Origin of the sequence: Flavobacterium algoritolerans, assembly GCF_030010385.1 — a bacterium.
Classification (GTDB): domain Bacteria; phylum Bacteroidota; class Bacteroidia; order Flavobacteriales; family Flavobacteriaceae; genus Flavobacterium; species Flavobacterium algoritolerans.
In genome coordinates this window covers 155,350-177,702 of sequence record NZ_JASCRZ010000007.1, presented here as the reverse complement: position 1 = coordinate 177,702, position 22,353 = coordinate 155,350, and the positions used below count along the sequence as shown (strand labels likewise).

Here is a 22,353-nt window from a genome sequence, read left to right as displayed (position 1 = left end):
AATCACAACTCCAAAATTCTTCTAAAAACAATTATTATGAAAAAAAATATACTCCTTTACATAACAATAGTAAGTGTTTTTTCTATTAACATTTACTCCCAAAAAGCAAAATTGGCTACTGCCGATAAAAAGTATGACGGCTATGCTTATGTAGATGCCATCAAAACCTATGAAAGGATTGCTGAAAAAGGATATAAATCTGCAGAGCTGTTTAAAAAATTAGGCAATGCATACTACTTTAATGCTCAACTAGATAAAGCAGCTAAATGGTATGGTGAATTATTTACTATGGATACCTCCAATTTAGAACCCGAATATTATTATCGTTATGCTCAGTCTTTAAGAGCAATAGAACAAAATGATAAGGCTAATGAGATGATGGAGTTATTCAACCAAAAATCATCAAACGATACCAGAGGGAAACTTTTTAAAAAAAATACCAACTATTTAGAAGCTATAAAAGCAAATTCCGGAAGGTATACAGTTGAAGATGCTGGAATAAACTCTATGTATTCTGATTATGGAACTGCACTGTATTCCAATAAATTAGTTTTTGCTTCAGCTAGAGATACCGGAAGTCTTGGACAAAGAAAACACAAATGGACCAATCAGTATTTTACAAACTTGTACACGGCTGATTTAGGGGAAGACATGACACCGGGTGCTGCGAAAAAGTTTAATGGAACCATAAATTCGAAGTTCCATGAATCTACGCCTACTTTTAGTAGTGACGGAAAGACTATGTACTTTACCCGAAACAACTATCTCGATGGTAAAAAAGGAAAAGATGGAAATAAAATTACTTTAATAAAAATATACAAAGCCACTTTAGAGAATGACAAATGGGCAAATGTAACCGAACTGCCTTTTGACAGTGATAATTACAGTACTGCACATCCTGCATTAAGTCCTGATGGAAAAACATTGTATTTTGCCTCTGATATGCCTGGAACTTTAGGACAGTCTGATTTATTCAAAGTAAAGATAAATGAAGATGGGACTTTTGGAAACCCTGAGAATTTAGGCAATACTATTAATACTGAAGGAAGAGAAACGTTCCCTTTTATCAATAATGAAAATGAAATTTACTTTGCATCAGATGGACATCCTGGACTTGGAGGTTTAGATGTATTTATGTCTCGAATAAATACCGATGGCACTTTTAGTGAAGTTCAAAATGTAGGTGCTGATGTGAACTCTCCTAAAGATGATTTCGCTTATTTAATCGATACAAAATCTAGAAGAGGATTTTTTACTTCCAATAGAGACGGTGGTCAAGGTTATGACGACATCTATAAATTTTTGGAAACAAGAAGGCTGATTTGTGAACAACTGCTGTATGGTGAAATCACAGATATAAAAACAGGTGAAGTACTTGCTAATGCAAAAATCACCTTATACGATAATCAATTTAAGGTTATCAATACTGCTACTTCAGATGAAAAAGGAAAATACAGCTTTACCGTTGAATGTGGAAAGACGTACAACGTAAGAGCTGAAAAACCAGAATACGTAACCAAAGAAGAAAAAATAACAATATCCGCAACAACAGGAAAAACCTATTTACCTATTGCATTAGAAAAAGAAATATGCAAAGTTGCAGTTGGTGATGATTTGGGTAAATGTTTTGGTATCAAAATGATTTATTTTGATTTAGACAAATCCAACATCAGACCAGAAGCGGCTCTGGATTTAGAAAAAATATTAGATGTTTTAAATCAGAACCCAACAATGAAAATTGATATCCGTTCGCATACTGACAGCAGACAAACCTTCAAATACAATGAAGCGCTATCTGAAAGAAGGGCTACATCAACCATCAAATGGTTAGTTAAAAATGGTATTGATGCAAGCAGATTAACTGGTAAAGGATATGGTGAAACTCAACTGGTTAACAAATGTGCTGATGATGTGATTTGTACCGAAGAAGAACATCAACTAAACAGAAGAAGCGAATTTATTATTACAGCGTTGTAATAATTTATCATAAAAATTTAATAGGCTGCCTTTATCAGGCAGCCTTTTTTGTACACCATCACTTTCTTGAATAATGAATTACGATACAAACTAGGTATAATTTGTTTCACTCTTAGAGCTTAATTAATCTTCCAGAGTTAACTAAAACCAACCGATAATTACTCAAAACAAAAAAGTACAATGAAATAATTTTCATTGTACTTTTCTATTCAAACAACTAAATTTAAATTAGCTATACGTTTATTAATTATCTTTCAAATACCTTATAAATATAAAAGGCTGTCTTTTGGGGATAAGACAGCCTTTTAGTTTAAAAAACAAACTCTAACTATATTTTTGCGAAAATATTAGTGTAATACTTTCTACCATTTGCAGGATTTTCTTTAATTGCAATTCCAAAATGAGTATGATCACCTTCGATATTAGCTTTGTGACTAGGACTTGCTAACCAAGCACTTAAAACTGCCTCAGGAGTATTGTAATTGTAAGCTATATTTTCACTTACAGTTTTTGCTCCTAAAGTTTTGATTATATTTTCAGAACGAGCTACAAAATCATTATGATTAACTACATTATTTGCAATCATGTAATTGTCATGTTCTTCTGACTTAAATGACATATGATTGATTTTTTCCAAAGGTTTTAACCCAACACTAATTCTGTGTTTATTGATTAAATCCATTGTTTCTAACTCAATAGAATTATAAGAATAACTTATTACTTTTTGTGCAGATGCCTCAGTAGTTTGTGTCTCAGATTCATCTGAAGAGCAAGAATTCATAGTACAAATAACAGTAACAAGTAATAATGCGCGAAGTAATTTTATTTTCATAATATAGTAGTTTAAGTTTAAAGTAGATTGTGGGGCAAACTCCTTTAATAAATAAATATATGTTCGTAATTCTTTTACAAACATACTTGTTTTATCGTTAAACTACCAAAAAAAATCGACGAAATGCACAATAAAAATATTTAAATATGTATTTTTCTTACATTAAGGCGATAAGCGATCGATTTTCCATGAAAAATCTTCTTGACTACTATATCTAATTCTGTCATGCAATCTATTAGGTCTTCCTTGCCAAAATTCAACCTCTAAAGGTGTCACAAGAAATCCTCCCCAATGTTCTGGTCTAGGAATAACCATACCATCAAAATCCTTTTCTAACTCTTTTAGATTTTCTTCTAAAAATTCACGGGAAGGAACAACTTCACTTTGGTTAGAAACTATTGCACCTAATTTACTTCCGTAAGGTCTGGATTCAAAATAATTATCTGAAATCGTTTCTGTAGTTTTATGGGCAATACCTTTAATAATAACCTGCCGTTCCATAGTGTGCCAAAAAAAAGAAAGACAAATTTTAGGATTTTGGGCAATAGCCCTACCCTTTTCTGAATTATAATTGGTATAAAAAATGAATCCTTCCTCATTAAACTTTTTCAACAAAACTACTCTGGCCTTTGGAAACCCATCTAATCCTATTGTAGATACCGTCATAGCGTTAACTTCGCTATCACCGCCAAAGTCCTCTACCTCATGAAACCACCTGTTAAAAAGGTTTATTGGGTCTTCAGGAATATTTGATTCTAATAGCTCACTCTTTTCGTAAGATTTTCTATAGTTACTTAAATCGTTCATGATTTTTATTTTAAGATTATTAGATATTTGAATGATTCAGTTTAAGAGTATCAAATATCCAAATGTGAATTCAGATGAAATAAATTATTTTTTATTTAAAACTCAAAGCTTTTTCCATCATCGGCCAAGAGCACTTCCGGAAAAATAGTTGCGGCTTCTTCTCTAAAAAGGTCAATATTTTCATATCGAGTAGAATAATGCCCTAAAATTAATTGCTTTGCATTAGATTTCAAAGCAATTGTAGCCGCTTCTTTTGCTGTGGAGTGCAAAGTCTTTTTAGCTAAATTTTCTTCTGATTGCAAGAAAGTTGATTCATGGTATAAAACATCAATATTTTCAATGATTGGAATCATAGTTTCATTATATGCGGTATCAGAACAAAAAGCATAATTTTTTGCAGGAATTGGATCAAATGTTAATTTATCATTTTCAATAACTCGGCCATCTTCTAAAGTAATGTCTTTTCCGTTTTTTATTTTTTGATAATAACAGGTATCAATTTCATAATTTTGAACAGCATCCAGGTTAAGTTTTCTCGGTGCTGCTTTTTCTTGGAATAAAAACCCATTCGTATATACACGGTGCTTTAAAGGAATAGTTTTTACCAAAACTTTTTCATCTTCAAAAATTACTTCGCTTTCGTTGGATTCTAATTCATGAAAGAACAAACCATAATTAGTCCATGAATTAGACAATCTCAATTGTAACTTGATGATTTCTTGAATTCCCTTTGGACCATAAATATGTAAATCGGTAGTTCTGTTCAGTAAAGTAAAAGTAGATACTAATCCTATTAGTCCAAAAAAATGATCTCCATGTAAATGAGAAATGAAGATATGATTAATCTTAGAAAATCGGATTTTATTTTTCCGCAATTGTACTTGGGTTCCTTCTGCGCAATCAATCAGAAAAATTCTGTTTTTTATTTCTAAAATCTGTGAGGTTGGATTCGTAAATGTTCGGGGTGTAGCTGCATAGCAACCAAGGATTGTTAGTTTCAATTTTTAATTTCAATTTAAAAGTTAGGATAGAATTAAAAATTGAAGATTCACATTTCGTTATTTATAACCAAATTATAAACTATCAATATTCTTTTCCTTATTGTATTTTCTAATTTGCAGCGCCATAGAAATCGCTAATAATAAATTGGCTACTATTCCCCAATAGCTAACTGAATACGTATTGATGAATACATTATATAGATTAACAAACAGTAAAATTACAAAGCATACTAATAAAATAATTCTAAAAATATGTACTCTTTTTTTGTTGTTATAAAAATCCATTTACTATTTTTAAAAGCCTAAATCTCTTTCAATCTCTTCCATTTCAATAATATCATGTGCTTCTAATAAAGAAGGAACAACGGTTAATTTTTCAGGAACCGCGTTATAATCAAAATCAGAAGTAACTATAACAAATGATTTTTTAGCTTTTTTATGAACTTTTGATAAAGGCATAAATAATTTCATATTACCCGCCGGTAAATCTTTGTACAGCAAAAGATCTATGATTAGATTATGCTTTTCAAATGTCTTATATTGATGAGTAACCTTCATTAAAAAAGAGGTAAAATCACCTTGCGTATCTCTAATGCTAATTGTGTGTCCTTTTTGATCTACTTTCATCTTTTTAATTTCTAAGTCTACTCAAGGTAGAGAATTTATAAATAGCTAATTTACAAAGTTTTATATTAAATTACTGAATTTTTGATGCCAAAAGATAAATTACGGCCATTCTAATTGCAACACCATTTTCGACTTGGTTTAAAATTACCGATTGTTGTGAATCAGCCACCTCACTGGTAATTTCTACACCACGATTGATTGGTCCCGGATGCATAATTATGATTTCTTTATTTAGGGAGTCCAAAATCGTTTTATCAACTCCATATTGTTGAGCATACTCTCGTGTAGATGGAAAATAATTTACATCCATTCTTTCGTTTTGCACGCGTAACATATTTGCCACATCGCACCATTCAAGCGCTTTTATCAAATTAGGCTCTACTGTAACACCAAGCGATTCAATGTATCTTGGAATCAACGTTTTTGGTCCGCAAACTTTTACTTCAGCTCCTTGCATTTGCAGCGCATATATATTTGACAAGGCCACTCTGGAGTGCAAAACATCACCTACAATAACTACTTTTTTTCCGGCTACTTCGCCTAGTTTTTCTCTAATCGAATAACTGTCTAATAAAGCTTGTGTAGGATGCTCATGTGCGCCATCTCCTGCGTTTACAATACTAGCTTTTACGTTTTTGGAAAGAAAATAAGCAGCACCTGGATTAGCATGTCGCATTACCACCATGTCTACTTTCATCGAAAGTATATTATTCACGGTATCTATTAATGTTTCCCCTTTCTTGACTGAAGATTGTGCCGCCGAAAAGCTAATAACATCCGCAGATAAACGTTTTTGTGCTAATTCAAAAGAGAGTTTTGTTCTAGTGCTATTTTCGAAAAAAATATTGGCAATTGTAATATCTCGTAAGGAAGGTACTTTCTTAATTGGTCGATTGATAACTTCTTTAAAATGATCGGCTGTTTCAAAAATTAGGTCAATATCATTCTTGTTGATGTATTTTATTCCTAATAAATGATTTACGCTTAATTCTTTCATTTCTTTTTACGATTATTAGTTTTTAATGTTAGCCTTTTAAACAAATCAGTATCTAACTTGTAATTAAATATACACCATCTTCACCTTCATTTTCTGCCCAGCTCACTTTTACTTTTTCGTTATTTATGGCATCTACTTGTCTCCCTCTATAATCCGGTTGAATCGGTAAATTGCGGCTAAAACGTCTGTCAATCAAAACTAGAAGTTCAATTTCTGATGGTCTTCCAAAAGATTGAATGGCTGTCAAAGCGGAACGAATACTTCGTCCTGTAAATAAAACATCATCAATGAAAATAACTTTTTTGTTTTCAACGATAAAATTAATCTTGGTTTTATTTGCTTCTAATGGCTTATCTGTTCTTCGAAAATCATCTCTGAAAAAGGTAATATCCAAATAACCCAATTGAATTTCAGGTGTTTGGTATTCTTTTTCTAATATTTCTTTCAAACGTTCTGCTAAAAAAACGCCTCTTGGTTGAATACCTACTAAAATAGTGTCTGAAAAATCTAAGTGTTTTTCAATTAATTGACAGGCCAAACGATGTAATATGATAGTAACTTCTTTTGCAGTAAGTAATACTTTTTGACTCATTGTAAAGTGTGTTGTTTGGTTTTGCAAATATACGAATTCCGATTTATGATTTTATAATTATAAAGAGAGAAAATAGAGTCATTTTTTATTTACCCCATGATATCCAGGTAGCTTTGTGCCAAATAGTTTCTAAAGGTCCTTGTTTATGGGTTTTAAGCCACCAGGTGCAAAATAACAATTGGATAATAAATAATACAATACCTATCAATAAACAATATGTTGCTCCCGTATATTCAAAAAGTCCTAATCCGTATCGGTAATAAATAAAGGAACCAATCATAGATTGCATGATGTAATTAGTCAAACTCATTTTTCCAAAAGGAATAAGCTTAGACAATACTTTATTAACAGAATCCTTTTGATACAATAAAACAAATCCTGAAACGAGAACTAACATAAATGCTACGTTTGACCAAGAAGCAAATATAATTGTGAGTTTATTAGATAACATTACTCTGGCTATAACATCTAACGTATGCGTCTTTAATACAAATAATGGTATAAATAAAATACTTGAGTATAATAATACTTTTTTCCAAAACTGCTGGTTTGCATCGGTTGCATTAAAAAGTTGTTTTCGACCCAGTAACATTCCAAACATAAATAGAGCTGGAGCCTGAAAAAACCTTCCATTTTCCCAAGACCATAATAGAGAAGCGATTTTTCCTAATGTCAAGTTTCCAACTACATAATCTACGAAAGAACCATTTTTCATATAAAGTGCAATACTTTCATAATATCCCGTTGATACGTTAGGCGGCGCTATATAATCCGGATTCAGTATATAATAAATACACCTTCCCCATTCTAAAGGTTGCAACATCAAGATAACAGCCGTAATAAAGATAGCTTTGTTACTCCAGTTAACAACCGGTATCAATAAAAGCCCTAGAAAAGCATATAAAGTCAGAATGTCTCCTTGATAAAATGCTGTATTTATAAGTCCAAAAACTAATAATAGCATCATGCGCCAAAAAAATCGACCACGGAAATAATTCCCTTTTTTAGCTTGATTATCATTTTGAATGTAAAAACTAAATCCAAAAAGAAGCGCAAAAATGGCATAAGACTTTCCTCCAAAAAGAAAAAATAAAGTATCCCAAATTATTTTATCCAAAGCTACAAGCCAAGCTGGAAAATTTTCGGGCAAATGAAAGTATTCAAAATGTTCAACATTATGAAGTAACATAATAGACATAATGGCAAAACCACGTAAGGCATCTACCACTTCTATTCTGGGAGATTTTAAATTTAAAGTAATGCTGGTCATATCAATAGCTTGGTTTAAATAGTTATAGTAAAATTCAAAAATATATTTTTTTACATAAATAGTCGTTTAAAAAATATTTTTAAAGGTGCATTTTGTGATTTTTTTTAAAACTATTAAAAAATTTTACAATAAACAGTAGAAATTATATAACAAATTAGCCTCTTGAATTAGTATTTTTATATCTCTAATTAAAGAAAAAAAATCATGCAAAAGAAACTAACCAGAATATTAATGCTTTTAGTAGTATTAGTGTCATTTACAAGTTGTTCAATAATAGAAGGTATATTTAAAGCGGGAGTTGGCGTAGGTGTTTTTATTGTCGTTGCAGTGCTAGCTATTATCGCATTTATTGTGAGTAAAATTTTCAATAGAAAATAGACAGAAATAATTTAATTATTTTAGTGAATATCCATTTAACAAAAAAATCTCCCAAATTGAGGGAGATTTTTTGTAATAAAAACTGTATTACTTTTATATTGTATACATCTTAGCTCTCAATTCCTGAACTTTTTCATCATCAAGATAATCATCAAACGTCATGTAACGGTCAATAGCTCCGTTTGGAGTCAATTCGATAACTCTATTAGCTACAGTTTGAGAAAATTCATGATCATGAGTAGTAAAAATTACTGATCCTTTGAAGTTTTTCAAGGAATTATTAAAAGCTGTAATCGACTCTAAATCCAAGTGATTCGTAGGCTCATCAAGCATTAAAACATTCGCTCTTTCCATCATCATTCGAGACAACATACAACGTACTTTTTCTCCTCCTGATAATACTCTACAGGTTTTTAAAGCTTCCTCTCCTGAAAAAATCATTTTTCCAAGGAAACTACGAATATTAACCTCATCACGCTCTTCTTCGGTTTTTACCCATTGACGCAACCAATCCACAAGAGAATAGTCACTCTCAAAAAACGAATGATTTTCTACTGGTAGATACGCTTGGTTTGTAGTAACTCCCCAATCGTAGGTTCCTGAGTCGGCTTTTTGATTTCCATTTAAAATTTCATAGAAAGCAGTAGTTGCACGAGAATCTTTTGAGAAAAGAACGATTTTATCGCCTTTGGCCATATTTAAATCAACCCCTTTAAACAAAACATCTCCATCTATTGAAGCACTTAGATTTTGTACATTCAAAATTTGATCTCCAGCTTCACGTTCCTGGTCAAAAATAATCGCTGGGTAACGACGACTTGATGGTTTTATCTCCGAAATATTCAACTTACTGATCATTTTTTTACGAGAAGTAGCTTGTTTTGATTTGGCCACATTCGCACTAAAACGACGAATAAATTCTTCTAATTCCTGTTTCTTTTCTTCGGCTTTCTTATTCTGTTGTGCACGTTGTTTTGCTGCTAATTGACTTGATTCATACCAGAAAGTATAATTTCCTGAATAATGATTTATTTTATTGAAATCAATATCTGAAATATGCGTACATACAGAGTCTAAAAAGTGTCTGTCGTGAGAAACTACAATTACTGTATTTTCATAATTTGCCAAGAAATTCTCTAACCAAGCAATAGTCTCAAAATCCAAATCATTGGTAGGCTCATCCATAATAAGCAAATCAGGGTTTCCAAAAAGTGCTTGTGCCAAAAGCACTCGAACTTTTATTTTCCCTTCCAAATCTCCCATTAAAGTATAATGATGATCTTCGCTAATGCCAAGATTTGATAACATTGATGCGGCATCAGAATCAGCATTCCAACCATTCATTTCTTCAAATTGCACTTGCAACTCGCCTATTCTGTCTGCATTTGAATCATTGTAATCTAAATACAAAGCATCCATTTCTTTTTTGATGGCATATAGTGTTTTATTACCCATCATTACGGTCTCAAGAACGGTACTCTCATCAAACATATTATGGTTTTGGTTTAAAACCGACATACGTTTTCCTGGTTCCAAATGAATATGTCCTGATGTAGGATCCATTTCACCGGCAATTATTTTAAGAAAAGTAGATTTTCCAGCGCCGTTGGCTCCAATAACTCCGTATATATTACCGTGTGTGAAGGTAGTATTTACTTCGTCAAACAAAATTCGTTTGCCAAACTGAACTGATAAATTATTTACTGTTAACATGAATATTATTTTTATAAAATTTTTGCAAAAATACGAAAAAAATACTGATTTTTTTTTATTCGGAAAATACATTTTTATGAATTGTAATTTGCTTAACATTAAAGTGCTAATCAAAAAAAATCCTGACAGAATCAGACCTGTCAGGATTGCAATATTAATTTTCTTAAAACAAACCATTAACCAAATAGAAAAGAAACTAATATTTTATATCGATTTAAAACTTAAAGTAACTTTTTTAAACTATTGTAAACTGCTAATTCTACATCAGCATTCTTTTTAGAATTACATTGTTCTAATAAATCATTCAAAATAGTTGGGTTTACCGTTTGTTTATTCTCTATTATGAGTAACAATTGTTGTGATAAATCATTTAAACTTTTTGACAATGGTAAAAGCGGTTGCACCAGCGGAGCATTAGCACTTAAACTAATTAAGTCAGCATTCATAGCAATCCATTTTCTAAAAAAATTGGTCACCAAAATTTGATTTTCTTGACTTTTATTTTCTAAATAGTTTTTCACTGCAGTATCAAAATCAAAAACATCTAATGCATCTGCAGTACATGCATCTGCAAATAAAGTCAACGGAGAATGCATTCGATATTTTTTTCCTCCACCATTACGGGTATAATTTTTCAACGGTTCACAAACATTCGAAAAATCATTCAGTGCCTCAATTTTTTGATTATTACTAATATTTCTCAAAATCACTTCTTTATTTCTTAAATGTGTAATTCCAAGTTCTTCTAATCTAAATGAAATTGTTTTCAATCTTTTGCGTAAGCTAATCATGTCGGTAACATTTTCATTAGACCACAATCGTTCCGCAATAGCGGCTGTTCGAGGCCAAATCCTTGAATCTATGTTTGACGGTGTTGCGAGCTCACTCCACATGGCTGCTTCTCCTCCTAAAATTCTGGCTTTTTCATCCGGAGTCAAAATACTGTTTTTTGGTATTGGGTCATTCAAATAATGTTTCTCTACACCAAGCATTAAATCAATATAATAGCCGTTAGATAAAACGGTATTAAAGCCACTTTTTGCTGCTTTTATTAATGAGCCTCCAGAAGCAAGACCTTCATTCGTTCCTCTCCAGGCATGAATTATGGCATCTTTAGACATATTTTCGGTCATTATTTCTTCCCAGCCCATCATTTTTTTATTGTGCTTTTTCAACATTGGAATCAACTGCATGTTAAAATAGGTTTGCAAATCATGATTATTAGCCAAGTTGTATTTCTTCTTGAATTCCTGTATTTTAGGGTTTGCATTCCACTCTTTACCATTATTTTCATCACCGCCAATATGAAAATATTCTCCCGGAAATAACGGACAAACCTCATCAAAAATTTCGCTTAGCAATTGATAGGTTTTTGGGTTTGAAGGATCCAATGTTGCATTAAAAATTCCTGAATTTCTTTGTACTTCATAAGTAACTTTTCCATCACTCACTTTACTTCCTACTTCTGGATAAGCGGTAAGCAATGCCGAAGCGTGACCTGGTATATCTATTTCAGGAATAACTAAAATCCCTCTTTCATCAGCATATTTTACAATATTTTTAATTTCTTCCTGAGTATAGTAACTCCCATCTGAAGCCAATTCAGTCAATTTCGAATGTTTTTTCATTTCAATTCTCCAACCTTGATCATCTACTAAATGCCAATGAAAAACATTCATTTTCATCGAAGCCATTGCATCAAGATTTCTTTTGATTACATCCACCGGTTGAAAATGTCTTGCTCCATCAATCATCAATCCTCTCCAGGTAAATCTTGGTGAATCTGTAATCTCAACTGCCGGAAAATAATACGAGCTACTGTTATTTTGCAGTAATTGTAATAAAGTCTCCAAACCATGCAAAGCACCTAAATCAGAGGTAGCATTGATTGTTATTTTATCGGAAGCAATAATTAGTTTATAACTTTCATCTTCATTTATTGCTATTTTTCCGTTGCGAACACAATTAATTTGCAATTCTGCTTCTGGACTTTCATTGACTTTTGTCAAAAAACTTTGCTCCAAAAACAATCCTGTTCTGCCATCCAATCTTCGTAAAAAGCGGGTTGCTCCAATAAAAATTCTAGGATTTGGATTACCGGTAATATTCACTTTAAAATTTTTGCTTAAAGCAAAAGTACCAGCAGTCAAATTTATATTTTGAGGCCACGGCATAAGATTCAATTGTTCTTTTTGTATCTGGGCATTTGACACAAAAGCAGCAAATAGTAATATTAGGATGTATTTCATATTTTTTTGTCCGGTTTTAAAGATAATTTTTAATAACTAAAACGCTTAAAAGCTTCAATAGCTTCATATTCGGCAAGACCTAAATTATCATACAATTTTGCAGTATTTTTATTACGATCTTCAGCTCTTACCCAAAATTCTCTGGAGTCGTTTCCTTGAAACATCACCCTGTCTTTTTGAGATTGATGGTATAAAATAGCATGTCTTTTTAATAAAACTTCGTCAGGACTTAAAGGAACTGCCATATCTATTTCGTGAATATCCCATTCATGCCAAGCACCTCTGTACAGCCACAGCCAACAATCATCCATGTATTTCTCTGTCTTCAATTGCTTCATAGCCACAAAAATAGCATTCAGACAAACTTCGTGGGTACCATGTGGATCTGCCAAATCTCCTGCTGCAAAAACTTGATGTGGTTTTATTTTGGCAATAATAGCCGCCACTAAAGCTACATCTTTTTCGCCTATTGGATTTTTCTTTATTTGTCCGGTTTCATAAAAAGGCATATCCAAAAAATGAATATTTTCATCTTTCAATCCTATGTATCTTGTGGCTGCGTAGGATTCACGGCGTCTAATAAGTCCTTTTAATTTTCTAACTTCAAGAGAGTCAATTTGGTTTTCTTTTTTATTATTTAAAAAATCGATAACTTCCTTAAAATTAATTTTAGTTTCATCTGTACCAATAAAATCGTTACAAACTTCGGCAAATTTTAAAGCTTCGTCATCAGTAACAGCTATGTTCCCAGAAGTTTGATATACTACATGAACATCATGTCCTTGTTTGATCAATTTTGAAAAAGTTCCTCCCATAGAAATTACATCATCATCTGGATGCGGACTAAAAAGGATTACTCTTTTCTTAGCAGGATTAGCGCGTTCCGGTCTGTATGTATCATCCGTATTGGGTTTTCCACCTGGCCATCCAGTTATCGTATGTTGCAATACATTAAACATATTGATATTTAAATCGTAAGCGGAGCCTTCTAAAGCCAAAAGATCAGACATACCATTATTATTGTAATCCCTGTCGGTTAGTTTTAAAATTGATTGATCTGTTTTTTGGCACAGCCAAACAATCGCTTTACTTTTTAACTCTTGTGTCCAAATGCATTCTCCAACTAACCATGGCGTTTTGAATCGCGTTAATTCAGAAGCTGCCGATTGGTCTAAAACAAAAGTTGTATTGGTATGATTTTGCAAAAAAGTAGCCGGAATTTCAGAACTGATGTCTCCTTGAACTGTTCTTTTTATAATATCGGCTTTATTTTGGCCCCAAGCCATTAACACAATCCTTTTAGATCTTAGAATAGTTGAAACTCCCATGGTAATAGCTCTTTTAGGAACATTGTCAATCCCATTAAAATCTGATGAAGCATCTACTTTGGTGATATGATCCAAAGTAATTATTCGAGTTCCTGAATTGATGTGAGACCCCGGTTCATTGAAGCCTACGTGACCTGTACGACCAATTCCTAATAGCTGAAAATCGAGTCCTCCAGAATCTTTAATATTCATTTCATAATCAATGCAATATTGATTCAGCTCTTCAATGGCTACTGTTCCGTCTGGAATATGAATATTTTCAGGCTTAATATCTATATGATTAAAAAGATGCTGATACATGAAATAATGATAGCTCTGATTATTCTCTTTTGTCATTGGATAATATTCATCTAAATTAAAAGTGATTACATTACTAAAACTAAGTCCTTCTTCGTTATACATTCTAACTAGTTCTTCGTACACTTTTATAGGTGAGGATCCAGTAGCTAAACCCAGAACACAAGGTTTATTTTCTTCTTGTTTGGATCTAATTAGCCGTGCAATTTCCTGAGCGACAATTATAGATGCTTCTACTGAGTTTTTAAAAATTTCATTGTGGATTTTTTCAAATCTCGTTTCTTCATATTTACCGGCACTTTTATAGCTAATGTCAGGTTTAATTTCTAAAGCATTTTTCATTTTATTTTTATTTATTCGATTTAATTACTTCGTTGATATTAATTGTTATAATCTAAGTATAAAATTAAATAAAACGTTTTTCCTGAGAAAATAATTTATACCAACGGTAGCTTATTTTAAACCAACGACACAATTTTATCAACAACGCGTTTTTCAACTGCAAAAATTTTGAGTTTTTCTTACCAATTTGCATATTTTTGATATTTTTATTTAAAAAGATTTTTAGTGTCTAATGATTTAAGTTCCATAAAAATCACTTTCTTTAAAAATGGTTACTCCAAAAGATGATTCCAACAAAAAATGAAGCATCCCAACGAGGAAAAACTCGATAGCAAACTTTAAAATCATTTTTGGTTTTGGGGATTGTTTTTTTTTAATGAACTTTATTCGATGAGGAGCGTATTTCAATTTATTTTTCTAATTCCACGCTATATAGTAACATCAAAATATTAGAAGTATATTTTTGCTTCACTTTTAAGTTTAATGGTTGTTTATTAAAAACAGGATTAACCTATTATACTATTTCAGAAGATATTTGACTCGAAGCAGATAGAGAATACAAAATATTTTAAATTAATCATATTGTTGTCGTATTCATTTGTGAATTGATATATTGTTGCAATCTCTACAGCTTTTTACCTTACCCAAATCCGACTCAAAGAAAGAGAACGAATCAGAGCCATCATTGAAAACCTCTCTAAGATGAAATTGAAGTATATTAAAGTCCCAAATTAAACCTCATTTTCTTTTACACCCTGAACAACCAGTAATCATAATCACTGGAATCTTCGAATAAAGTTCCCGATATAATTATTGAGTTACTAAAATTGATGGAATATGTATTATATGATCTAGAAGATACTAAATTTGTATTATTAACAAAAGAAATAGATTATATTTAAATTATATTGAAATTAAAAACTCCGTTTTGAAGACGTAGAGGAAGTATAAACATATAATAATACCGCTATCTAATGAAGATTAAATGTGTTTTGATTGACGACGAACCATTAGCCATGAAAGTATTGCAGAATTATTTTAATAATTTTGCCGACTTTGAAATTACTGGTACATTCAATAATGCACTGGAGGCTCTAGAATTTATAAACAGCAACTCTGTCGATGCTGTTTTTTTAGATATTAATATGCCTATGATGACCGGTTTTGAATTGATTCGATTGATAGAATACAAGACCAAAATTATTATCACGACCGCCTTTAGAGAATTTGCTGCCGAAAGTTACGATTTAGATGTTTTAGACTATTTAGTAAAACCAATACCCTTACCAAGATTTATAAAATGCATTCATAAAATTGAAGCCGATTTCAATTTAAAAAACAATATTAAAATTGAACCGCATAAAATTGAGCCACATATTTTTATCAAAGTAGATAAGAAAATGGTCAAAATAACCATCGATGAAATCCTGTTTATTGAAGGAATGAAGGAATACATAAAAGTAGTTACAACGGATAAAACTTATATTACCCACAAATCATTGACCTCTTTATCCGAAGAATTACCTGCTGATAGGTTCATGCGCATCCATAAATCGTACACTATAGCCATTGATAAAGTAAAATCAATCGAAGGCAACAGGATACAAATCCTTTCTTACACGCTACCAATTGGTAGAAATTACACCAAAGATGTAAAAAGTAAAATTTTAGAGTAAATTCCGTTTCAATATTTTTATTTGAAAAAGCAAAAACTTCGAAAAAAAAGCATCGTTTTTTAACAAAAAGTGATTATTCTATAATTCTAACAATATTTATTCTAAATAATTTTTTTTTAATTTACTTAACAAATATATTTACGGTCTTGCAGCTATAAAAGTAATTAACTTAATCATTAACCAATTTAAAATTATGAATTCAGAACAAACAAAGTCTAACAATTCCGCACTTTATACGCTCATTACCGTATTTTTCTTTTGGGGATTTATTGGAGCATCAAACGGTATTTTTATCCCTTTTTGTAAAGCCAAGTTTGGCTTAGATCAATTTCAAAGTCAACTTATAGATTTTGCTTTTTACGGAGCATATTATATTGGAGCATTACTCTTATTTATTTTTAGCAGCATCGCAAAAAAGGACATTTTAAATGCTTGGGGATTCAAGAAAGGAATTATTTACGGACTATTGATTAGTACATTTGGAGCTGTATTAATGATCTTAGCTGTAACACAGGGAAGTTATTTATTTATTTTAGGAGCTTTATTTATAGTTGCATTAGGCTTTTCACTACAACAAACTTCTGCACAACCATTTGCTGCTTCTTTAGGAGAAGCACATACTGCTTCAAGCAGATTGAATCTTGCTGGAGGAATCAATTCATTAGGAACTACAATAGGACCAATAGTTGTTTCTATTGCCTTGTTTGGTGTTGTTGCCGGAGTAAATATTGAAGAATTTGCTCAAAAAGAAAACTCATTGGATTCAATGAGAATATTATATGTATTTGTTGGAGGTTTATTTTTATTAGCTGCAGCATTATTCCATTTTTCTAAAAAATTGCCAGCGGGTAAAAGTGACTCTACTTTTGAAACAGCCAGCAAAGCAATGAAAACGCTTATTGCTATCACAGTAATTCTAGTAGCTATTTTTGCTTATATATTTTCTCGTTATGAAGATTCTGAATTTATCACTCGTTTCATCGAGAATAAAGAAAAGGATTATTTAGGTTTAGCCTTAACTGTGTCTACATTGCTAGTTGTAGTTATCGGTTTGTTTTTTGCCAATACTACGGCACAAAAAAATCCTGAAGGTTGGGGTGCTATGAAATATCCACAATTAGTTTTGGGAATGTTAGCGCTTTTCGCTTACGTTGGTGTCGAAGTAACTATTGGAAGTAATCTTGGAGAATTATTGGTAACTGCTGATTTTGGTTCTATTTCTGGACCAGCATTAGCACCTTATATGTCTATGTATTGGGGAAGTTTAATGATTGGTCGTTGGGCTGGAGCTATCACCGTTTTTAATCCATCATCTCAATTAAGAAAAATTTTACTTATCGTTGTTCCTTATGTAGCATTTGGAGTGGTATTGACTGCTAATGCAATTTCTGGACAAGATGTTACACCTTTATATGCTTACGCATTTGTAATTTTATTCCAAATTGCAGGTTTCTTTTTAGGGAAAGATCAACCATCAAGAACCTTAATGATTTTTGGTTTAATGGGTATGGCTGCCATGATTATTGGTTTATTCACTACTGGTACAATTGCTATTTTTGCTTTTATGAGTGGTGGTTTATTTTTAAGTATCATGTGGCCTTGTATTTTCTCATTGGCAATTGCCGGATTAGGAAAATATACATCACAAGGATCTGCATTCTTGGTAATGATGATTTTAGGTGGTGGAATTATCCCACCGTTACAAGGAAAACTTGCTGATATCATTGGAATTCATCCTTCTTATTTCATTCCAGTTTTGTGTTTTGCATTCATAGCATTCTATGGTTGGAAAGTAATTGGAATTTTAGAAAAACAAGGAATAGGAAAAGAAATAGAAGTTGGTGGAGGACACTAATTTCAACACAAACTAACCAAAACCAAACCAATAAAAAAACTCCCATTTTGCTAAGCATAATGGGAGTTTTTATTTACCGAAATCTCAAATCAAAAATCGTTACCCGAGCCTGAAAGGCGAACAGGCGAAGCAATCTGCAATCTCAAATCTATTTATTTCCTTTCTCGAAATCAGCAACAAACTGTGCCAATCCAATATCAGTCAAAGGGTGTTTCAATAAACCGTAAATGGCAGATAATGGTCCAGTCATAACATCAGCACCAATTTTTGCACAGTTTACAATATGCATCGTGTGACGAACTGAAGCAGCAAGAATTTGAGTTTCATAACCGTAGTTATCATAAATTAATCTAATTTCTTCAATCAAAGCCAAACCGTCTGTAGATACATCATCTAAACGACCAATAAACGGAGAAACATAAGTAGCTCCAGCTTTTGCAGCCAATAAAGCTTGACCAGCAGAGAATACTAAAGTTACATTCGTTTTAACTCCTTTATCCGAAAAGTATTTAGCAGCCATAACTCCTTCTTTAGTCATAGGTAATTTTACCACGATTTGCTCATGTAAATCAGCTAATTCCTCTCCTTCTTTAACCATTCCTTCAAAATCCAAAGCATTTACTTCGGCACTAACATCTCCATCAACTAGGTTACAAATGTCAACGTAATGTTTCAAAATGCTGTTTTTCCCTGTTATTCCTTCTTTTGCCATCAATGATGGATTAGTTGTAACACCATCCAAAACGCCTAATGCTTGTGCTTCCTTAATTTGAGCTAAATTAGCCGTGTCAATAAAAAACTTCATAATATATCTATTTAATTGTGTGTTTTATAATTTGGGCGTGACCAAAAGGGTCAGGCTTTTCGCTATATCCTCGCAAAAAAGCGAGGGATGCCGCTAATATCCTTCACGCGAATTCTGTGCAAAATTACAACTTATAATGATTCATAAGCATTTTTTCATATACTTTATCGGGTAAAACTCTCTTCAAGACAATCGAGAACTTTTGCATAAAAACACCTACTTTATAATGAATTTTAGGATTTGGAGTTTGAATAATTTTATACACCGCTTCTGCCATTTCATTAGGATTATTGCCACTATCGACATGTTCATCCATAGTTTTTAGTGAATCCCCATATGGAATTTCGTAAGCAGAACCTTTTATAACCTGAGCATGATAACGTCCCGAAGCAATATTTGTAGCAAAATCACCCGGAGCCACATTCGTAATATGAACACCAAAGGATTTTACTTCCATACGTAACGCTTCAGTGATGAGTTCAAGGGCACCTTTGGAAGCTGAATAAACACTTCGGTATGGCAAACCCATATACGCGGCAATTGAAGTAATATTGATAATCAATCCTGATTTTTGCGAACGCATTTGTGGTAAAACGGCTTTCATCACTTCAATTGGACCAAAAAAATTAGTCTCAAAATTGTTCTTGATTTCATGCATTGGAATTTCTTCCAATGGTCCTGTAATTCCCACACCGGCATTGTTAATTACAACATCCAGTCTTCCTGAAATAGCAATTACTTTGGCTACAGCCGTATGAATAGAATCTGCATCCCGAACATCTAAAGCTACCAATGGAAAAACAGAATTTAAAACTTGTTCCGGATTTCTGCTGGTTCCATAAACAACAAAACCTTTTTGATGTAAAAACTCGCCAATAGATTTCCCTATTCCCGAAGAACCTCCTGTAATTAGAACTACTTTATTCATTTATTTTGTTTAAGGTTTAAAGTCTAAAGTCTAAAGTTTTTGACATCTTGTACAACTACAAAAAGCTAATCCCAACTTCAGTTAGAATAGTCCAAAAATAAAAAAATCCTCCCGAAGGAAGACTACTTTTGTAAGAAATAAAAAATGGCAAGCGACCTACATCGCACCGCTCAACCACGTACCCTTGCTATGTTCCCATCCTGGGGGAGTCTGCAGGAGCTGGTCGTGTAGGACTTGCCGGTGCAAATATACAACCTTTTTATATTTTTGCAAGTGCTTTGCACCTATTAAAATAACGTTGTATATTGGGGTATTCAAATTTTACATTATGAAAAATTATAACATACTATCTATCATTTTATTAGGAACCTTATTCGTTAGCTGTGGTGATACAAAAAAAGGTGAAAATTCTTTATTTACCTTTGATAATTTAAAATTTAAGGAACAATACCAACCTCAAGAAGCACTTTCTTTGGAAATTTTGAACTCTAATTCAAAAACTATTGACAGTATTATTTACTATGTGAATGAAAAAAAAATTGGTTCAAAAAAAGGAGTTGACAAATTAACTTTTGAATTAAAAGATCAAAAACTAGGCTATCAAAACCTAAAGGCTTTAGTTTATTATGAGGGACAAAATTCAGAAGCGACCGCAAGAGTGGAATTAGTGTCTAATATTGCGCCAAAATTATTGAAGTATACCATCGTAAATACGTATCCGCACGATATTCAAGCGTACACTCAAGGATTAGAATTTTACCGTGATACGCTTTATGAAGGTACAGGAAACGGATCAGGTCCATCTGGAAAAAGAGGAATTTCCAGCTTAAGAAAAACAAATTATAAAACTGGGGAAGTTTACAAGAAAGTAGAACTAGATGCTCAATATTTTGGCGAAGGAATTACAATTCTAAACAACAAAGTTTACCAATTGACATGGAAAAATAATGAAGCGTATGTTTATAATGCAGATACTTTCAAAAAAGAAAAAACAGTTCCGTATTACAAAAATATGGAGGGCTGGGGTTTAGTGAGTAATGGTACAAACTTATATATGACTGATAGTTCTGAAACGATACATGTATTAAATCCTGAAACTTTTAATGCGATTGACCATATCAATGTTTACTCTTTAAAATCTAAAGTAAAGGGAGTGAACGAACTGGAATGGATTAACGGAAAAATATATGGGAATGTGTACCAAAAAGATGCAATTGCTGTCATTAATCCTAAAAATGGAGCGGTCGAGGGAATAATCAATCTTGCAGATTTGACTACAAAAATTGCTAAATTAGAAGATACTGACGTTTTAAACGGAATCGCTTACAACCCAAAAACAAAAACCATTTTTGTTACCGGTAAAAACTGGAATAAAATGTTTGAAATCAAAATTTCAGAGTAATTATCATATAAAATGACAACTTTAATTATCAATATAAAAGAGTTACTGCAGGTTCGGGAAACGGCTATAGCTAAAGTTTCCGGTGCTGAAATGGCAATTCTTCCAACTATCAAAAATGCCTTTTTAGTAATTAAAGACCATTTAATTGCTGATTTTGGCTCTATGGATAATCTACCTCAAATACCTGCTGACAAAACAATTGATGCCAGCGGAAAAATGGTTTTGCCTTCTTGGTGCGACAGTCATACCCATATTGTTTATGCCGGCAATAGAGAACAAGAATTTGTCGATCGAATCAATGGTATGACCTATGAAGAAATTGCCAATCGTGGCGGTGGAATTTTAAATTCAGCTAAAAAATTGAATGAAACGACCGAAGAAGAAATCTATAATCAATCCAAAGCACGGCTTGAAGAAGTCATGCGTTTAGGAACTGGCGCTGTAGAGATCAAATCAGGATACGGATTGACGGTTAATGGAGAATTAAAAATGCTTCGCGTGATTAAACGTTTAGCGCAAAACTACCCAATAACAATTAAAGCAACTTTTTTGGGCGCTCATGCTTTCCCATTAGAATTTAAAGGAAATCATCAAGGATATATAAATTTAATCATTAACGAAATACTGCCTGAAATTGCCAAAAATAAACTGGCAGAATTCATAGATGTATTTTGTGAAACTGGTTATTTTACTGTTGATGAAACCCAACAAATAATGGAAGCAGGAATTAAATTTGGCTTAAAGCCAAAAATACATGTCAATCAATTCAATTCTATTGGCGGAATTCAGGCTGGAATTAAATACAATGCACTTTCGGTTGACCATCTAGAAGTTATGACAACAGAAGATATTGAAGCTTTAAAAAATACAAAAACAATGCCTGTAGCGTTACCATCCTGTTCTTATTTTTTGAGTATTCCATATACGCCGGCACGAGAAATGATAACTGCCGGACTTCCTCTAGCTCTTGCAACCGATTATAATCCAGGTTCTACTCCATCAGGAAATATGAACTTAGTTGTTGCTACTGCGTGTATCAAAATGAAAATGACTCCCGAAGAAGCCATAAATGCGGCTACAATAAACGGAGCTTATGCCATGGGAATTTCAGCAACCCACGGAAGCATAACCATTGGTAAAAAAGCAAATCTTATAATTACAAAACCTATTCCCTCCTATTATCAATTGCCGTACGCTTTTGGCAGTAATCTAATTGATACTGTATTGATAGAAGGTGAAATTTTCGCATAAAAAAAGAGGAACATAACGTTCCTCTT

Annotated in this window: 19 protein-coding genes and 1 other RNA gene; 6 read left to right on the top strand and 14 right to left on the bottom strand. The window is 32.4% G+C overall.

What is annotated here, in order from left to right; translation table 11 throughout:
- The first annotated feature begins 36 nt into the window (after positions 1 to 36).
- Complete coding sequence (locus QLS65_RS14390; RefSeq protein WP_282718475.1) at positions 37 to 1,977, top strand: OmpA family protein; 1,941 nt, start codon at positions 37 to 39, stop codon at positions 1,975 to 1,977.
- A gap of 328 nt (positions 1,978 to 2,305) precedes the next feature.
- Here the strand turns inward: QLS65_RS14390 and QLS65_RS14385 are convergent, their stop codons facing one another.
- The 8 genes from QLS65_RS14385 to QLS65_RS14350 form a co-directional block, all read right to left on the bottom strand.
- Complete coding sequence (locus QLS65_RS14385) at positions 2,306 to 2,809, bottom strand: CAP domain-containing protein (RefSeq protein WP_282712683.1); 504 nt, start codon at positions 2,807 to 2,809, stop codon at positions 2,306 to 2,308.
- Positions 2,810 to 2,971: 162 nt separating this feature from the next.
- Positions 2,972 to 3,616, bottom strand: a complete 645-nt coding sequence (pdxH, locus tag QLS65_RS14380) for a pyridoxamine 5'-phosphate oxidase (protein WP_282712684.1) — start codon at positions 3,614 to 3,616, stop codon at positions 2,972 to 2,974.
- 95 nt (positions 3,617 to 3,711) lie between these two features.
- On the bottom strand, positions 3,712 to 4,617 hold the full coding sequence (locus tag QLS65_RS14375; protein WP_121341972.1) for a ribonuclease Z: 906 nt from the start codon (positions 4,615 to 4,617) through the stop codon (positions 3,712 to 3,714).
- 72 nt (positions 4,618 to 4,689) lie between these two features.
- Positions 4,690 to 4,902, bottom strand: coding sequence for a YoaK family protein (locus QLS65_RS14370; RefSeq protein ID WP_282712685.1), 213 nt, complete (start codon positions 4,900 to 4,902; stop codon positions 4,690 to 4,692).
- A gap of 9 nt (positions 4,903 to 4,911) precedes the next feature.
- Positions 4,912 to 5,244 carry a ribonuclease Z gene (locus QLS65_RS14365; RefSeq protein WP_099715637.1) on the bottom strand — a complete coding sequence of 111 codons (333 nt, stop codon included), beginning with the start codon at positions 5,242 to 5,244 and terminating at the stop codon, positions 4,912 to 4,914.
- A 70-nt stretch (positions 5,245 to 5,314) separates the two neighbouring features.
- Entirely contained in the window at positions 5,315 to 6,241 is a 927-nt protein-coding gene (locus QLS65_RS14360; protein WP_099715638.1) for an aspartate carbamoyltransferase catalytic subunit, read from the bottom strand.
- Between the two features lie 52 nt (positions 6,242 to 6,293).
- Positions 6,294 to 6,833 (bottom strand): bifunctional pyr operon transcriptional regulator/uracil phosphoribosyltransferase PyrR, encoded by a 540-nt coding sequence (pyrR, locus tag QLS65_RS14355; RefSeq protein ID WP_099715639.1) that lies wholly within the window; start codon positions 6,831 to 6,833, stop codon positions 6,294 to 6,296.
- 85 nt (positions 6,834 to 6,918) lie between these two features.
- Positions 6,919 to 8,103, bottom strand: a complete 1,185-nt coding sequence (locus tag QLS65_RS14350; RefSeq protein WP_282718474.1) for a DUF418 domain-containing protein — start codon at positions 8,101 to 8,103, stop codon at positions 6,919 to 6,921.
- 204 nt (positions 8,104 to 8,307) lie between these two features.
- Between QLS65_RS14350 and QLS65_RS14345 the strand changes: the two genes are divergently transcribed.
- Positions 8,308 to 8,481, top strand: coding sequence for a hypothetical protein (locus tag QLS65_RS14345; RefSeq protein ID WP_282712687.1), 174 nt, complete (start codon positions 8,308 to 8,310; stop codon positions 8,479 to 8,481).
- Between the two features lie 93 nt (positions 8,482 to 8,574).
- On the opposite strand, the gene QLS65_RS14340 is transcribed toward QLS65_RS14345, so the two are convergent.
- From QLS65_RS14340 to nagB, 3 genes are all read right to left on the bottom strand, one after another.
- The gene (locus QLS65_RS14340; RefSeq protein WP_282712688.1) at positions 8,575 to 10,194 is read right to left on the bottom strand and encodes an ABC-F family ATP-binding cassette domain-containing protein; all 1,620 of its coding nucleotides are present in this window, start codon (positions 10,192 to 10,194) and stop codon (positions 8,575 to 8,577) included.
- Positions 10,195 to 10,415: 221 nt separating this feature from the next.
- Positions 10,416 to 12,443 (bottom strand): beta-N-acetylhexosaminidase, encoded by a 2,028-nt coding sequence (locus tag QLS65_RS14335; protein WP_282718473.1) that lies wholly within the window; start codon positions 12,441 to 12,443, stop codon positions 10,416 to 10,418.
- Positions 12,444 to 12,472: 29 nt separating this feature from the next.
- The gene (nagB, locus tag QLS65_RS14330) at positions 12,473 to 14,410 is read right to left on the bottom strand and encodes a glucosamine-6-phosphate deaminase (protein WP_282718472.1); all 1,938 of its coding nucleotides are present in this window, start codon (positions 14,408 to 14,410) and stop codon (positions 12,473 to 12,475) included.
- Between the two features lie 974 nt (positions 14,411 to 15,384).
- Here nagB and QLS65_RS14325 point away from each other — a divergent pair.
- The gene (locus tag QLS65_RS14325; protein WP_099715645.1) at positions 15,385 to 16,086 is read left to right on the top strand and encodes a LytR/AlgR family response regulator transcription factor; all 702 of its coding nucleotides are present in this window, start codon (positions 15,385 to 15,387) and stop codon (positions 16,084 to 16,086) included.
- 193 nt (positions 16,087 to 16,279) lie between these two features.
- Entirely contained in the window at positions 16,280 to 17,941 is a 1,662-nt protein-coding gene (locus QLS65_RS14320) for an MFS transporter (RefSeq protein WP_282718471.1), read from the top strand.
- A 148-nt stretch (positions 17,942 to 18,089) separates the two neighbouring features.
- Here QLS65_RS14320 and fsa read toward each other — a convergent pair whose 3' ends face one another.
- From fsa to ffs, 3 genes are all read right to left on the bottom strand, one after another.
- Entirely contained in the window at positions 18,090 to 18,746 is a 657-nt protein-coding gene (fsa, locus tag QLS65_RS14315; protein WP_282718470.1) for a fructose-6-phosphate aldolase, read from the bottom strand.
- 124 nt (positions 18,747 to 18,870) lie between these two features.
- On the bottom strand, positions 18,871 to 19,674 hold the full coding sequence (locus QLS65_RS14310; RefSeq protein WP_282718469.1) for an SDR family oxidoreductase: 804 nt from the start codon (positions 19,672 to 19,674) through the stop codon (positions 18,871 to 18,873).
- A gap of 142 nt (positions 19,675 to 19,816) precedes the next feature.
- An RNA gene (gene ffs, locus QLS65_RS14305) (signal recognition particle sRNA small type) lies at positions 19,817 to 19,914 on the bottom strand.
- 88 nt (positions 19,915 to 20,002) lie between these two features.
- Between ffs and QLS65_RS14300 the strand changes: the two genes are divergently transcribed.
- Positions 20,003 to 21,076 carry a glutaminyl-peptide cyclotransferase gene (locus QLS65_RS14300; protein WP_282718468.1) on the top strand — a complete coding sequence of 358 codons (1,074 nt, stop codon included), beginning with the start codon at positions 20,003 to 20,005 and terminating at the stop codon, positions 21,074 to 21,076.
- Positions 21,077 to 21,088: 12 nt separating this feature from the next.
- Positions 21,089 to 22,327, top strand: a complete 1,239-nt coding sequence (hutI, locus tag QLS65_RS14295; protein ID WP_282718467.1) for an imidazolonepropionase — start codon at positions 21,089 to 21,091, stop codon at positions 22,325 to 22,327.
- Positions 22,328 to 22,353 lie beyond the last annotated feature (26 nt).